The 13,301-nt window shown below is 67.9% G+C and carries 12 protein-coding genes and 1 pseudogene; 6 read left to right on the top strand and 7 right to left on the bottom strand.

The annotated features are described in order from the left end of the window. Nucleotides 1-65 precede the first annotated feature (65 nt). A complete protein-coding gene (locus ON43_RS45905) occupies nt 66-410 on the top strand; it encodes an inositol monophosphatase family protein (protein WP_218003242.1) in 345 nt (114 codons plus the stop codon). Here ON43_RS45905 and ON43_RS12150 read toward each other — a convergent pair. The 4 genes and pseudogenes from ON43_RS12150 to lspA all read right to left on the bottom strand — a co-directional run bounded on the left by ON43_RS12150 (nt 407) and on the right by lspA (nt 3,367). Beyond that, a pseudogene (locus ON43_RS12150) lies at nt 407-1,095 on the bottom strand (GAP family protein). The gene ON43_RS45905 and the pseudogene ON43_RS12150 overlap by 4 nt on opposite strands. Then, nucleotides 1,095-1,757, bottom strand: a complete 663-nt coding sequence (locus tag ON43_RS12145; protein WP_245568553.1) for a hypothetical protein — start codon at nt 1,755-1,757, stop codon at nt 1,095-1,097. The pseudogene ON43_RS12150 and the gene ON43_RS12145 overlap by 1 nt, the downstream one beginning before the upstream one ends. A gap of 12 nt (nt 1,758-1,769) precedes the next feature. Further along, nucleotides 1,770-2,696, bottom strand: coding sequence for an RluA family pseudouridine synthase (locus ON43_RS12140; RefSeq protein WP_040806966.1), 927 nt, complete (start codon nt 2,694-2,696; stop codon nt 1,770-1,772). Beyond that, nucleotides 2,693-3,367: a signal peptidase II gene (lspA, locus tag ON43_RS12135; RefSeq protein WP_040807074.1), complete on the bottom strand. Its 675-nt coding sequence runs from the start codon at nt 3,365-3,367 to the stop codon at nt 2,693-2,695. Before lspA ends, ON43_RS12140 begins: the two co-directional genes overlap by 4 nt. Nucleotides 3,368-3,572: 205 nt before the next feature. Between lspA and ON43_RS12130 the strand changes: the two genes are divergently transcribed. The 3 genes from ON43_RS12130 to ON43_RS12120 all read left to right on the top strand — a co-directional run bounded on the left by ON43_RS12130 (nt 3,573) and on the right by ON43_RS12120 (nt 5,742). Further along, a complete protein-coding gene (locus tag ON43_RS12130) occupies nt 3,573-4,451 on the top strand; it encodes a hypothetical protein (RefSeq protein WP_083913347.1) in 879 nt (292 codons plus the stop codon). Further along, the gene (locus ON43_RS12125) at nt 4,439-5,149 is read left to right on the top strand and encodes a hypothetical protein (RefSeq protein ID WP_040806965.1); all 711 of its coding nucleotides are present in this window, start codon (nt 4,439-4,441) and stop codon (nt 5,147-5,149) included. The genes ON43_RS12130 and ON43_RS12125 overlap by 13 nt, the downstream gene beginning before the upstream one ends. A gap of 131 nt (nt 5,150-5,280) precedes the next feature. Continuing rightward, on the top strand, nt 5,281-5,742 hold the full coding sequence (locus tag ON43_RS12120; protein ID WP_040806962.1) for a VOC family protein: 462 nt from the start codon (nt 5,281-5,283) through the stop codon (nt 5,740-5,742). 7 nt (nt 5,743-5,749) lie between these two features. On the opposite strand, the gene ON43_RS12115 is transcribed toward ON43_RS12120, so the two are convergent. The 3 genes from ON43_RS12115 to ON43_RS12105 all read right to left on the bottom strand — a co-directional run bounded on the left by ON43_RS12115 (nt 5,750) and on the right by ON43_RS12105 (nt 11,105). Further along, the gene (locus ON43_RS12115; protein ID WP_040806960.1) at nt 5,750-9,046 is read right to left on the bottom strand and encodes an arabinosyltransferase domain-containing protein; all 3,297 of its coding nucleotides are present in this window, start codon (nt 9,044-9,046) and stop codon (nt 5,750-5,752) included. A gap of 92 nt (nt 9,047-9,138) precedes the next feature. After that, the gene (locus tag ON43_RS12110; protein WP_040806958.1) at nt 9,139-9,636 is read right to left on the bottom strand and encodes a WKL family lipoprotein; all 498 of its coding nucleotides are present in this window, start codon (nt 9,634-9,636) and stop codon (nt 9,139-9,141) included. A gap of 143 nt (nt 9,637-9,779) precedes the next feature. Further along, nucleotides 9,780-11,105 carry a DNA polymerase IV gene (locus ON43_RS12105; protein ID WP_086007934.1) on the bottom strand — a complete coding sequence of 442 codons (1,326 nt, stop codon included), beginning with the start codon at nt 11,103-11,105 and terminating at the stop codon, nt 9,780-9,782. A 140-nt stretch (nt 11,106-11,245) separates the two neighbouring features. On the opposite strand from ON43_RS12105, the gene ON43_RS12100 reads away from it, so the two are divergent. Further along, nucleotides 11,246-12,124: a UTP--glucose-1-phosphate uridylyltransferase gene (locus tag ON43_RS12100; protein WP_040806956.1), complete on the top strand. Its 879-nt coding sequence runs from the start codon at nt 11,246-11,248 to the stop codon at nt 12,122-12,124. 125 nt (nt 12,125-12,249) lie between these two features. Further along, on the top strand, nt 12,250-13,299 hold the full coding sequence (locus ON43_RS12095; RefSeq protein WP_040806954.1) for an alpha/beta hydrolase: 1,050 nt from the start codon (nt 12,250-12,252) through the stop codon (nt 13,297-13,299). Nucleotides 13,300-13,301: the final 2 nt, after the last annotated feature.

Below are 13,301 nucleotides of genomic sequence, written 5' to 3'. Positions count from 1 at the left end.
CAACCGCCGCCGTCCGACGCGACGGCGAGGACCATCCGCTGCGGCCTCGAGCCGCGAGCCGCCTGGTGGAAGTCGACGCCGACAATCCAACCCCGTACACGGATTGGTTCTCCGCGGCGAAGCTGTTCGGCGACACCGCGTTCACCGCCGACTTCTATCCCCGCGTCCTCTCCACTTCGCTGGCGTTGGCCTGGGTCGCGGCGGGGCGTCGGGCTGCCTACGTCGTCGACCGCGATCTACGGGACGACGTCCACTTCGCGGCGGGCATCGCCGTCTGCCGCGCGGCCGGGTGCGCCCTCAGCGGACTCGGCGGCCAACCCCTGCACACTCCCCCGCACGGTCTGATCGCTGCCGCCGACGCCGATACCCATGGCCGATTGCTCGGCATCATCACGCGCGGCGAGAGCTAGAGAGCGGCGTGGTGGATCAGGGCGTCGGTGATCAGGGCTACGCCTGCCAGTAGAAGCAGGAGGCGGATCGACATGGGCCGAAGCGTTTCAGGGCTCGGATCAGCGATCGATAGAACTTGCGTGCGCGGGTCGAGGGCATGAGGGAGGTCAACAGGATCAGGGTCGGTGGTAGGAGGGCGATCCCGCAGTAGATGACGATGATCAGAGGCCACAGGGGCGGGTGGGGGTCGCGGGCCGAGATCATGGTCAGGGCCGCTAGGTACGGGACTGCGGTCGGGGACTGCGCCAGGCCGATAACTATGCCGACGAGGCCTAGTAGCAGCGGTTTTCGGCGGGCCTCCAGCGCCCAGGGCGGGACGACCGGGGCGTCACCGCCGCCCTTCGATAGACGCACGCTGCCCAGAAACAGCAGGATTGCGCCGACCAGGAGTTCGGCCCAGTAGCGCATCGTCGGAGTGATGTCGAAGCTGACCAGATTGGTCAGGAAGTGGAGGCCCAGGACGAAGGTGATGCCGAAAGTCGTTGTGACAGCGAAGACTCCGGCTAGGAAGCTGAGGGCGCCGGGGAGTGGCGAGCGGCGGCTCAGGCGGCTGTCGAAGACCACCGCGGTGGTGACGCCGACCAGGAGCATGTCGAGCGAGTCGAGGAACGCGAAGCCCGCCAGGGCCAGTAGGAACAGGAGCATCAGGGCTCGGGGACGGGTGCGTCGTCGGGTGTGGGGCTGGCCGTGTCGAGTTGTTCTGGGAGCAGCGGTGATACGGCGAAGACGCCCGCCGGGGCGTCTTCGGGGAGGGCCTCGACGGCGCGAACTCCTGGGTGGGAGGCCAGGTTTCGGAGTTGCGGGAGGGTGCCGTGCAGGACCACACCGACGACGCACGGACAGTTGGCATTCAAGCGGGCGGCGACGAGCTTCTTGACCCGCGCCGACCGATCGTCGAAGGTCGGTGTCGTTTCCACCTGCCCCGCAGCCGATTTGATCGAGGCGACCGCGGCCGCATCACCGGCCGGCACGCCGACAGCCAGAATCGGGGTCGCGACCCGGTCGACGGACACGTGGTACTCGACCTGTGAAATCCGCAGGCCGCCGCTGAATTCGGGAATCCGCTCGGCGGTGATGCCCGGGCTGAAGGACATCAGCGCCCAGTGCTCACCGGAATCGCTGCCCTCCAACGACATCTGCGCCCGCGCCAGATACTGCGCGACCGGCTCGCCGCCCTCCGGCCCCAGCCGGTCCGTGGCGATGATCGCCGCCCGGGGCGGGATGGCCCACCCCAGGACGACGATCAGAACCGCGAAAAGTACGACCGCCGTGGCGATCCCGGCGCGGCGCAGCGTCGTTGCATCCACCCAGGAATCCGATCAGTGTGCGCGCAGCACGTCAAGAGCATGTTCCAGGTCGGCCGGGTACTCGCTGGTGATCTCCACCCAGCGCCCGTCGGCCGGATGATTGAAGCCCAGCTGCCGCGCGTGCAGCCACTGCCGTTCCAGCCCCAGCCGCTCGGCCAGGCGCGGGTCCGCGCCGTAGGTCAGGTCACCGCAGCAGGGATGCCGCACGGCCGAGAAGTGCACGCGAATCTGGTGGGTGCGACCGGTTTCCAGGTGGATGTCGAGCAGGCTCGCGGCCTGGAACGCCTCGATCGTGTCGTAGTGCGTCACCGACGGCCGCCCGTCCGCGGTAACCGCGAACTTCCAGTCGTTGCCCCGCGCCCGCCCGATCGGCGCGTCGATGGTGCCGCTCGACGGATCCGGATGCCCCTGCACCAGCGCGTGATACTTCTTCTCCACCGTCCGGTACTTGAACGCCCGCTTCAGCTGCGTGTACGCGTGCTCGGACTGCGCCACCACCATCACACCGGAGGTGCCGACGTCCAACCGGTGCACGATCCCTTGCCGCTCATGGGCTCCCGAGGTCGAGATGCGGTACCCCATGGCCGCCAGCCCGCCGACCACGGTCGGCCCGCTCCAGCCGACACCCGTATGCGCCGCCACCCCAACGGGTTTGTCGACCGCCACGATGTCGTCATCGGCGTAGAGGATCTTCATCCCGTCCACCGGCGTCGCCTCGACCGTGAGTTCGCGCTTGGGTTCGGGGAATTCGACCTCCAGCCACGCCCCGGCGCTCAGCCGATCCGACTTCCCGGCCGCGACGCCGTCCAGCTGGACCGCGCCTTCCTCGGCCATCGAGGCCACCGCCGTGCGCGACAGCCCCAGCAGCCGCGACAGTCCGGCATCGACACGCATGCCGTCCAGCCCGTCGGGCACCGGCATACTGCGGGTCTCCCTCATGCGGTCTCCCCCTTCGCGCTCGTCGCGTGCTCGCGGTGCATGCGGCTGCCGTCGGGTTCGTAACCGAACACGGTCAACGCCACCAGCAGGATCGCGCCGCACACGATCGAGGAATCGGCCACATTGAACACCGGCCACCAGCCGACGGCCACGAAATCCACCACATGTCCCTGCAGCGGCCCGGGCGCGCGGAACAACCGGTCGATGAGATTGCCGAGCGCGCCGCCCAGCACCATGCCCAGGCCGATGGCCCACGGCAGCGAGCGCAGCGTGCGGCCGATCCGGACGACACCGATCACCACGGCGGCCGCGACCAGGGTCAGCAGCCAGGTCATGCCGGTGGCCATGGAGAACGCCGCGCCCGGATTGCGGACCAGGGTCAGGCGCGCCCAGTCACCGATGAGATAGATCGGCTTGCCGGGGGTCATGGTCGCGACCACGATGGTCTTGGTCAGCAGGTCCAGCGCCAGCACCACCGCGGCGATCACCAGCAGGTTGCGCAGCCGTAGCGGCTGCGATGCCGCGGTCTCCTTCGATGCGGCCTCGGCGTCCTGCGACTCGGCCTTCGACGAGGCAGCGTCCTCGGACTCTGGCGACGTCTCGGGTTCCGCTGCGATATCGGGTTCCTCTGCGCCGGATTCGCGCGGGCGGTCGGTACTCACCCTGCCCATCATTCCTCATCCCCGCCCAGCGACTTCGAATGGCCGTCCCCCTCGTGATCCCAGCTGTTTTTCAGGAACGCGCCGTAACCTGTTCGACGTGACGGTGTTGTCTTCATCCCCCAGCTCGGCGAACGCCACCGCACCCTGTTCCGGCACCCCGCGCCCACCGCGGCGAGGCAGCGGGCGCTCGGGTGTTCTGCTGGTAGTTCTCGCGATGACATTGACGGCCTTCGGCGTCGGCTGCAGCGATGTCACCGAGCGCACGGTCGAGGCCGACGGCACCGAGCCGGTCGGCATCAACAAAGAGGTCACCATGCCCATCGAGGCGGTGACCACCACCGTCGTCGACCCGGGCGCCGAACCCCGCGCACAGCTGCGCCGCACGCTCGAGCCGGGCTGCACCCAGCAGGTCACGCTCAGCACCGAGCATCACATCGAGCAGCAGATCAACAATCAGGCGCTGCGCGACATCTCCCCGCCCTCGGTGACGATTCCGCTCATCGCGCAGACCGGCAATGACGGCGTCGCGCTGACCCTCGGCAATGTCACCTCCCCCGATCCGACCCTCGCCAAGGCGCTGCTGTCCGCCGACGGGTCGCAGGTCGGCTTCGACGTCAACGAACTCGGCGCGATCACCGCGCTCAAGCTGGCCCCCAAGCCCGCCACCTCCGATACCGCGCGCGCCGCGCTGGAACAGTCCTTCTATCAGGCGGTGTACCAGTCGATCGCGTTCCCGCAGGAGCCGGTCGGCGTGGGCGCGGTGTGGACGGTGCGCCAACAGGTTTCCGGCAGTGTGCCGCTCGAGCAGGTGACCACCGCGACCCTGACCGCCCGCGACGGCAACCAGCTCACCATCGAACTGAATGTGGTGCAGACCCCGAAATCCACTGTCTGGCATCTGCCCAACGAGGCGGGCCAGCTGGAGATCGTCGACTACCTCATGCACGGCACCGGCACCATCGCGGTGGATCTGGGCCTGCCGCTGCCGGTTTCGGGCACCGTCCAAGTCGGCGGCAACCAGACCTACCGCGACCCGCGTAGCGCGGTGACGCTGCGGCAGACCCTGCGCACGGAGGTGCAGTGGGGAGCGTGACGCGGCTGGCGCTGCTGTTCGGCGCGCTCGCGCTGACGGTGACCGCCTGCGGGAACAAGGATTCCGCGCCCGCCCTGCCGAGTCTCGGCCCGACCGTACAGCCTTCGCAATCGCCGGGTAACGCGCCGGTGCTGGATCAGTACACGCTGCGCTCGGATCTGCTGGACGCGTCGCAGCTGCCCAATGGGTTCACCGCCCTCGATGATCCGCCGCCGGGCAGCGGTGGCGGCGCGGGCGCCAAGACCGATCCGGCGCAGTGCGCGAAGATCCTGGCGTCCATCGCCAATCAGGCTCCCGGCTCGGCCGCGCAGGCGGCGGCCCAGTTCGCCGGATCCGATTTCGCCACCATCGACATCGACGCCGCGTCGTACGCGAACGGCGGAGCGGCGCAGGCCTTTTCCGCCGTGCAAGGACTACTGCAGGGCTGCACGAAATATTCCGGTAAGGATGCCGACAACACCAAAGTCGAATTCCGGCTGGGCGGTTTGAATCAGCCGCAGGCCGGTGACGGATCGACCGCATTCCAGGTGCGCACCACCAGTGACGGGCTCACGCTCTATACCGATGTAAGCATTACCCTGGTCGGTTCGACGGTCGTGCAGATCGCCTACTCCGATGCCAAGGAACCCGATCCGCAGCAGCTCAGCGCCATGACCGCGGCGCAGGTCCGCAAGCTGCGCGGCGCGGCCGGGCCGTAGCTCCCGGAATATTTCCGGTACCCAACTCTTTTCGGGTGATCATCGGGATATTCGCGTATTTCCCGCCGGTACCCGGGAATAGGCTCGGGGCGTCCGACAACAACCTCGATAACCTCGATCGGAGGTTTCCGATGTCCGATGTCAAACCCATTCCCGATGGTTACCCGACCGTCAGCCCGGCCCTGGCCTGCAACGGCGCGGCCCAGGCGATCGATTTCTACAAGCATGTGTTCGGCGCCGACGAGCGCTATCGCATGCCCGGTCCGGACGGCAAGGTGGCCCACTGCGAAATGCAGTTCGGCACTTCGGTGATCATGCTCGGCGACCCGGCACCGTCCATGGGCTTCCTGGATCCGCGCTCGATCGGCGGCACGCCGGTCAACCTCTACATCTATGTCGATGACGTCGACGCCGCCCACTCGACGGCGCTGGCGGCCGGAGCACAGGAGCTCCAGCCGCCCGCCAACCAGTTCTACGGTGACCGCACCTCGGCCCTCGAGGACCCGTGGGGCCACCGCTGGACCCTGGCCCTGCACGTCGAGGACGTGAGCCCCGAGGAGATGCAGAAGCGCATGGCCGAGATGCAGGGCTGACCGCGAGTTACTGCCAGCCGGTCACGTTGATCGGTCCGGGATTCCAACGGCCCGAATGGGTTTCGGTGGTCACCACCGGCTTCGCGGTCTGCGCGGAACCGTCGATGCGCTCCAGCCGCTGGAGCTCACCCCAGTCCCGGCGCGGATCGTTGTCGAGGAACGTCGCCAGCGTGACCGGCCGCAGCAGCATCGAACTCCAGCCCAGCGCACCGCCGCCGTCGTGGCTCTGCCACAGCGTGGTCATGGCCGCTCCGCCCCGGTCGGGCAGGATGCGGAAGTCCGGCACCTCGGCAATGCCGTCGAGGTGATCGAACGGCCGCTGGCACGGGAACTGCAGGCCCACTTCCCAATCCAGCAGGACCGGCTTGGACCGGCCGACGTAATCCTCGAGCGTGACGGTCTGCGGAATGCGCGGCGGGGTGAGCGCCACCCACTGCTTGCCGTCGCTGTCGCGATCGGAGGCGACAATGCGAATCGCGGTGGCATCGGCGGGAATATCGCTGAGCGGCACCCGCAGATTGCGCCACGTCGGCGCGGGACCGATATCGATCGGCGTCACCCGGCCCTGCGCGTCGACGCCGTCGGCGCCCGGCACACCGTATTCCACCTCGACCGACTGGCCGGGGGTGACGACGCCGTCCTTGTCCACCGAGCGAATGCGCCCGGCCGCGGCGATGGCGATGATGCCGGAACGATCCTGGGCCGCGGGCAGGGAGTACCAGCCCGTGGTCAGGGTGGAGACGGCCTCGGTGCTGCCGTAGCTGCCCAGCATCGGGGTGTTCGCTTCGAGGCCGAAAGGCAGTGGCGCGGTGGTGGTTCCGTCCACCGTCGTGGACGAGCGGCCGCTGACCGCCGTACCCACGTTGCCGCCCGTATCGGCCTCGTCGTCGGTGCGCAGGTCGGAAGACACACCCTTGGGCGAGAAGCCGACCGCGTCCGCGGTGAAGGCGCTGAGCGCGTCGCCGTTCAGCGGCTTCAGCATGCCCTTGTTCGGATTCTCTTCCACCAGCACGTCATTGGCCAGACCGCACGGCTTGCCCAGCACCGCATCGACATTCGAGCGCGCCAGCGAGAACGCCGGGTACTGCGCCACGGCGCCCTTGGCTAGCGATGCCATCTCGAACAACACCATGAACGCGGCCGCCACGGTCAGCGGCGGCAGGGCGACGAAGCGCCAGCCGAACTTCGAGATCCGGTGCGGACCAGGCTGATGCGGCGCGCGCACGTGGAACCAACCGGCCAGGCCCAGCAACGCCAGCGAGAGCGCCAGGAAGATCTTGGAGAACTCGGTCCCCGCGATCACAGGAGACTTGTCGTTCCAGGAGATCGACCAGTTCGACACGTACCAGTAGCCGTTCCAACTGGCGAACGAGATCGCGAGGGCGAAGCTCATCACCGAGGCGAACAGCGCGCGGTTACGCGGCGAGCGCAGCACGAGCGGACCGAGGGCCACCGCGGCCAGAACGGCTACGACACCGGCGATTCCGGCGTAGATGCCATTGTGGTGGGTCCACTTGGTGGGCGTCGTCATCATCAGCAGCATGACGCCGACAGCGGTGCCCAACACGCGCTTCACCGGTCCGGGCGCGGTGAACGGAATCCGCCCGCCCTTGCGCAGCAGCACGAAAGTGCATGCGAGCAGCCCGATCCAGAACGCCAGCATCCCGAACCGCCGCGCCAGCGAACCGTCGATGGTCGGCATGAACAGGTACTGGTAGCGAATGTATTCGGCGTCCCAGTGCACATTCGGCCCGATGAGATCGTGCACCCGCCGCATCTCGAACATCGAGGCCAGCGGCTGATCCGCGAACATGATCGCCAGCACCACCGCACCGGCCGCCACCAGCGGAGCCGACAGACTCAGATACGCGCCGAACCGGGTGCGCAGCACGGTGAATCCATTCGAGCCCTCGGGCACCGGCTTGCTCAATTCGCTTGCGCGCCTGTTGAGAATCCGCCATATCGGCCGGACACCGGCGAGCAGCGGCGCGAAACAGATGATGCCGGACGGGCCGACGGTACAGCTCAGCGCGCCGATCGTGATGGCGATGCCGTAAGGCAATAGTCGGCCCGTGGCAATGGCCCGCTCCACCGAGACCCAGGTGAGCAGAAGCCCAAGCGCCACCAGCGGTTCCGGCCGCAGGCCGTTGTTGTACGGCAGCCAGATGGCCAGGAAGCCCAGCGCACCGGTCCACACCGCGATCCGATCCCGCCGGATCCGCGCGCCCAGCCGGGGAATCACCTCGCGGCTGAGCACCAGCCAGATCACGATGCCGCACAGCAGCGCCGGCAGCCGCATCCACGGGCTGGCCGGGCTGATCTGCGCCATATGGCCGATCAGGTCGTAATACGGTGTGCCGACCGGGGTTTCGGGCACACCCAAGTAGCCGAAGTAGTTGGCCATGTACCCGGCGTGAATGGACGCCCGGCCCATGCCGTACTGGTAGCCGTCATCGGACGTGGTCGCGCCGATGAAGTGCCACAGCAGCAGTGTCCCCAGCACGACCGCGTCGACCGGTTTGAAACTCCACCAGTGCTGCGGCAGGAAGCGGCGGCTGCGGCGACCGTCGAGGCGGTCCAGCCGGTACAGCGCGAACAAGGCGACCAGCGTGCCGAGGATCGCGGTCCAGATGGCGATCTTCTTGATCGTGGAAGGCACCGAGGTGAAGCGGCTGTCCACCTGCGCGGTGACCTTGGCCCCGTCCGAGACGCCCAGATCGCTGAACACCCCGACCAGCTGCGGCCGGTAATCACCGTTCAGCGTGACCGGCGCGACCGACGAGCCGCTCAGCGTCGCGGTGGTGGCGGTCATATCCGAGTGGACGATGAGAGCGCACCCGGCCGGGAGCTGATCTGTGGGAACACTCACCAGCGTCTTGTGGTGGGTGATCGCCTCCAACTTGCCCGGAGTGGCCACCCCGTCGGCGGTGGAGGCCGCCGTGACCCGGGCCACGAACCCGTAGCGCTCGAGGTCCGGCGCACCATTGGGCGCGGTGGCGGCGAGCGTGCCGCCCTTCGAACCGAGCTGTGTCACGGCTGTACAGGGAATGCTGGCGTCGAAGGTCAACGGCGCGTACGTCACCAGCGGAGCTTCGATGCTCTGTGTCGAATTGCCTTGCGGCCAGGTCAGAGTCGTGTTGTCGACCACGACGGGTAGCAGCGGCACGGCCAGCGCGGATACCACGGCCACCAGGCCGGCGATCAGAGCGAGCGGCCGGGCCCATCCCCCTCGAATTCGTCTCTCGGGTTCGGCATCAGCACTCCCGGCGGAATCCTGCCCCGCCTTCTCCAACACGTCGGTCACGACCGCCGATCCTAAGCGGAACTCATGATCACGCGCCAAGAGAGGAGCGACCCGGCACCGGGTTAGGGGATGCCGGGTCGCTCATTAGGGGCCTAGCTGCAGGCCGGGGAGGTCTGGTTGGCCAGCGAGAGGGCGTTGCAGATCCATTCCTTCTGGACCTTCCACTTGCCGTCCTCGGCCACGAACGGCACGACCGCCTGCTGCGGCTGGCCGCCGTTGACCGCCACCTGAGCGTCGGCGGTGAGGGTGCCGTTGCCGAGATCGGTCACATTGGTGACGGTGATGGTGGCGTTGTTCTGCTTGTAGGCCTCGGCCAGGCGGTTGGGCAGCGTCGGGTCGGCCGAGACGCCCTGCATCATGTCCAGCTTCTCCGAATCCGGCACGCTCGGGTCGAGGGCCTTCTGCAGCTGGGCGTTCAGGTCCGCGGCGGTCGGGGCCGGCGGGTAGGCCGTCTGCGAGGTCGTGGCCTTGGAGGTGGTGGTCTTGGGCTTGCTGTCCTTCTTGTCATCGCTCCCACACGCCGACAGCCCGAGTACGGTGACCACCGCGAGAGCGGCAACCGCGATGCGTCCAGTTTTCTGAAGCTTCAACTGCTCGTCCTTTGCATTCGTGGAGATCCGTTCGACGACTCGCGAGACTACCAACGCAGGGTCTCGGAAACCCCCTTCGTCGCCGATGACGCGGCATTTTCAGTCCGAATCCTCATAATTCGCGCAAATATGTCTTAACCGCATCACCGCAGGCTGTCGAGGGGATCCGCGCGCTGCAGATCCGGGTCCTCGGCGGGGAAGGTGCGCGCGGGACCCGGTCCGGTGGAACGGGTTTCGAACCTGACGGTCACCACGCCGTGCCCCGCGCCCTGCACCCAGCCGTGGCCGTATTCAGGGTGCTCGACATCGAGTCCGGGATACCAGGTTCCGACGGCGTAGGAGCGAGTTGCGGGCGGCACCACGGGATCCGGGGCCTGCGGCATCGCGAAGGTCGGCTCGTCGGAGACCGCGCCGCCGGGGTCGACGGTCTGATCCAGTTCGGGGAACAGCGATTCCTGCCGGATCTCCGACAAACCCGCGAAACCCACGCCCACCAGGCGAATCGGGCCGATCTCGGCCGGATCGAGGGCCGAGCGCTGGGCGGCGGCGGTGAGTGTCACCAGATCCTCGGTGGCATAGGGCAAAGTGGAGGACCGGGTCAGGATGCTCATATCGGTCTTCTTCAATTTGAGCACCACGGTGCGCGCGGCCCGGCCGTCCTCGGTCAGCCGCCGGTGCGCCGAGGCGGCCATGGCCTCGATGGCCGGGCGCAGCTGGGCGAGGTTGAGAATGTCGGTCTCATAGGTGGTTTCGGCGCTGATCTGCTTGGCCTCGGCCCGTTCGGCCACCGGCCGGTCGTCGATGCCGCGGGCCAGCCGGTGCAGGGCCACCCCGATGCTGCCGCCCAGAATCGAGGACGCCTCCGATTCCGGCAGTGCGGCCAGCGCACCCACCGTCTCGATTCCCAGTGAGCGCAAACGACTTTCGGCGACCGGGCCGATCCCCCAGAGTTTGCGCACCGGCAGCGCGGACAGGAACTTGTCCTGCTCGGCCGCCGAGATCACCCGCACCCCATCGGGTTTGGCCAAGCCGGATGCGATCTTGGCGAGCTGCTTGCCGCCGCCCGCGCCCACCGAGGCCACCAGCCCGGTGCGCGCCAGCACCGCCGCGCGCAGCTCCTCACAGAATTCGAGCACCCGATCCGGCGTCGCCCCCGCCAGTTCCGCCGGTTCCCCGAACGCCTCGTCGAACGACAACGTCTCCAGCACCGGGATCCGCGACCGCAGGGTGTCGAAGACCTGCCCGCTGAGCTCCCCGTACACCGCCCCGCGCGGCGGGATCACCACCGCCGAGACCCCGACCAGCCGCCGCGCCTGATGCATCGGCATGGCCGACCGGGCCCCGAACACCCGCGCCTCATAGCTGGCTCCCGCCACCACGCCGCGCCCGCCCATGCCGCCGACCAGCACCGGCCGCCCGCGCAAGGTCGGCCGCGTCAACTGCTCGACGGAGGCGAAAAAGGCGTCCATATCGATGTGCAGCACCCACCGACGTTGCCCGCGAGCAGGCTCGATGACCTGCGCCTCGAGGTCGGCGGACGTGTTCACAACGGGAAATCTACAACCGGCTACCGACAGGTACGTCCATTCATCTGTGTGATGATCGAGCCATGACGATTCGCAAGGCCGTGATTCCCGCCGCCGGCATCGGCTCGCGGCTGCTGCCGTTGACCAAGGCGATTCCGAAGGAAATGCTCCCGGTCGGCGACAAGCCGGTCATCGAACACACGGTGCGTGAGCTGGTGGACTCGGGCATCACCGATATCACCATCGTGGTCAGCGGTGGAAAGTCCTTGATCCAGGACCACTTCCGCCCCAATCCGGCCCTGGTCGCCCAGCTGCGCGCCGACGGCAAGGCCGCCTATGCCGACGCCGTCGAGGAGGTCGGTGAGCTCGGCCGCGCCGGGCACATCACCTATCTGGACCAGCACGGCCCCTACGGCAACGGCACCCCCGTGCTCAATGCCGCCCGCCACCTGGGCGACGAGCCCATGCTGGTGCTGTGGCCCGACGACGTCTTCGTCGCCGAGGTGCCGCGCGCCCAGCAGCTGGTGGACGCCTACGAGAAGACCGGCGCGCCCGTGCTGGCGCTCATGCCCATGGATCCGTCCGAATCCCAGCGCTACGGCGTGCCGGTGGTGGAGGAGACCGTCGGCGAGGGCCTGATGCGGATCAGCGGCCTCAAGGAGAAGCCCAAGCCCAGCGACGCACCCTCGTCCTTCGCGGCCATCGGCGGCTACGTGGTCACCCCCGGCATCATCGCCGAGCTGCGCAAGCAGGTCGACGACTGGTACACCCACCGCACCGGCGAGGTCTACCTGACCGATGCCATCAATATCTTCGCCGCCTCGAACCCGGTGTACGGCCAGGTGATTCGCGGCCGCTGGTACGACACCGGCAACCCGGCCGACTACCTGACCGCCCAATTCGCCTCGGCGCTGGCGCATCCGGAGTACGGGCCGCTGCTGCGTCAGCTCGTCGCCGAATAGATCACATCACCGATTTTGTCGAAACCCGAAACATAGGGGCATGTTTCGACGATCATCCATGCGGGTCGGGACACCCGGTTGATCGAAGGTCGATTTTGCTAGGCGGATTGGGCACCCGAGCGGCGATGCTCGCGGCGGCAGGATGTTCTGTTGTCACCACATTCTCGATAGTGGTCCCCGCGGGGGCGGCCTCCGGAGCACCGCCCGATCCCATCACCAGCACCGCCACCCTGGCCGGGACCGCCGTCTCCGACGACGGATCCACCATCCGCTCCTTCGAGATTCGCGACGACCGCAATCTGACGCTGCACGTGCACTCGGCGGCCATGGACACCGAGATCGCGGTCGAGGTGCAGCGCCCCGCCGACACCTCCGAACCGCGGCCGGTGCTCTACCTGCTCAATGGCGCCGGGGGCGGCCAGGATACGGCCACCTGGAAGCGAAACACCGACTCCAGCGAGTTCTTCGACGACAAGAACGTGAACGTGGTGATGCCCATCGGCGGCGCATTCACCTACTACACCGATTGGCGCACACCGGATCCCCGATTCGGGCTGCCCAAATGGAAGACCTTCCTCACCGAGGAACTGCCTCCGCTCGTCGATACGGCCCTGGACACCAACGGGATTCACGCCATCGCGGGCATGTCCATGTCCGGCACCTCGGTACTGCAGCTGCCGATCGCCGCGCCCGGCCTGTACACGGCGGTCGCCGCCTACAGCGGATGCGCGCAGATCAGCGATCCGGTCGGGCAGAAGTTCGCCAACCTGGTGATCTCCATCGGCGGCGGCAATCCGGTGAACATGTACGGCCCCGCCGACGATCCGGAGTGGGCCGCCAACGACCCCTACGTGCACGCGGATGCCTTGCGCGGGCTCGGGATCTACGTCTCCAACGGTTCGGGTCTACCCGGCCGCCACGACAACATCGCCGACGTGCGCAGCCTCGGCCCCTTCGACGGCGGTCTGCCGAACCAGATCCTGGTCGGTGGCATCCTGGAGGCGGCCAGCGACTGGTGCGCGCGCAACCTCAAAACCCGCCTGCGGCAGTTGGACATTCCGGCGACCTTCGATATCGCCAAGCCCGGCACCCACTCCTGGGGCTACTGGCAGGACGCGCTGCGCACCTCGTGGCCGACCCTGGCCAAGGGCCTCGGACTGCCCGAGACAGCCTGAGC

Origin of the sequence: Nocardia concava NBRC 100430, assembly GCF_000308815.1 — a bacterium.
GTDB lineage: Bacteria > Actinomycetota > Actinomycetes > Mycobacteriales > Mycobacteriaceae > Nocardia > Nocardia concava.
The sequence above is the reverse complement of the archived record's forward strand: the minus strand, read 5'-3'. Positions and strand labels throughout refer to the sequence as shown.

Coding starts and splice junctions, on each gene's coding strand:
- ON43_RS12140 (WP_040806966.1), bottom strand. CDS start 2,696: ATGAGGGAGACCCGCAGTATGCCGGTGCCCGACGGGCTGGACGGCATG.
- lspA (WP_040807074.1), bottom strand. CDS start 3,367: ATGGGCAGGGTGAGTACCGACCGCCCGCGCGAATCCGGCGCAGAGGAA.
- ON43_RS12130 (WP_083913347.1), top strand. CDS start 3,573: ATGACATTGACGGCCTTCGGCGTCGGCTGCAGCGATGTCACCGAGCGC.
- ON43_RS12120 (WP_040806962.1), top strand. CDS start 5,281: ATGTCCGATGTCAAACCCATTCCCGATGGTTACCCGACCGTCAGCCCG.
- ON43_RS12105 (WP_086007934.1), bottom strand. CDS start 11,105: ATGGACGCCTTTTTCGCCTCCGTCGAGCAGTTGACGCGGCCGACCTTG.
- ON43_RS12100 (WP_040806956.1), top strand. CDS start 11,246: ATGACGATTCGCAAGGCCGTGATTCCCGCCGCCGGCATCGGCTCGCGG.
- ON43_RS12095 (WP_040806954.1), top strand. CDS start 12,250: ATGCTCGCGGCGGCAGGATGTTCTGTTGTCACCACATTCTCGATAGTG.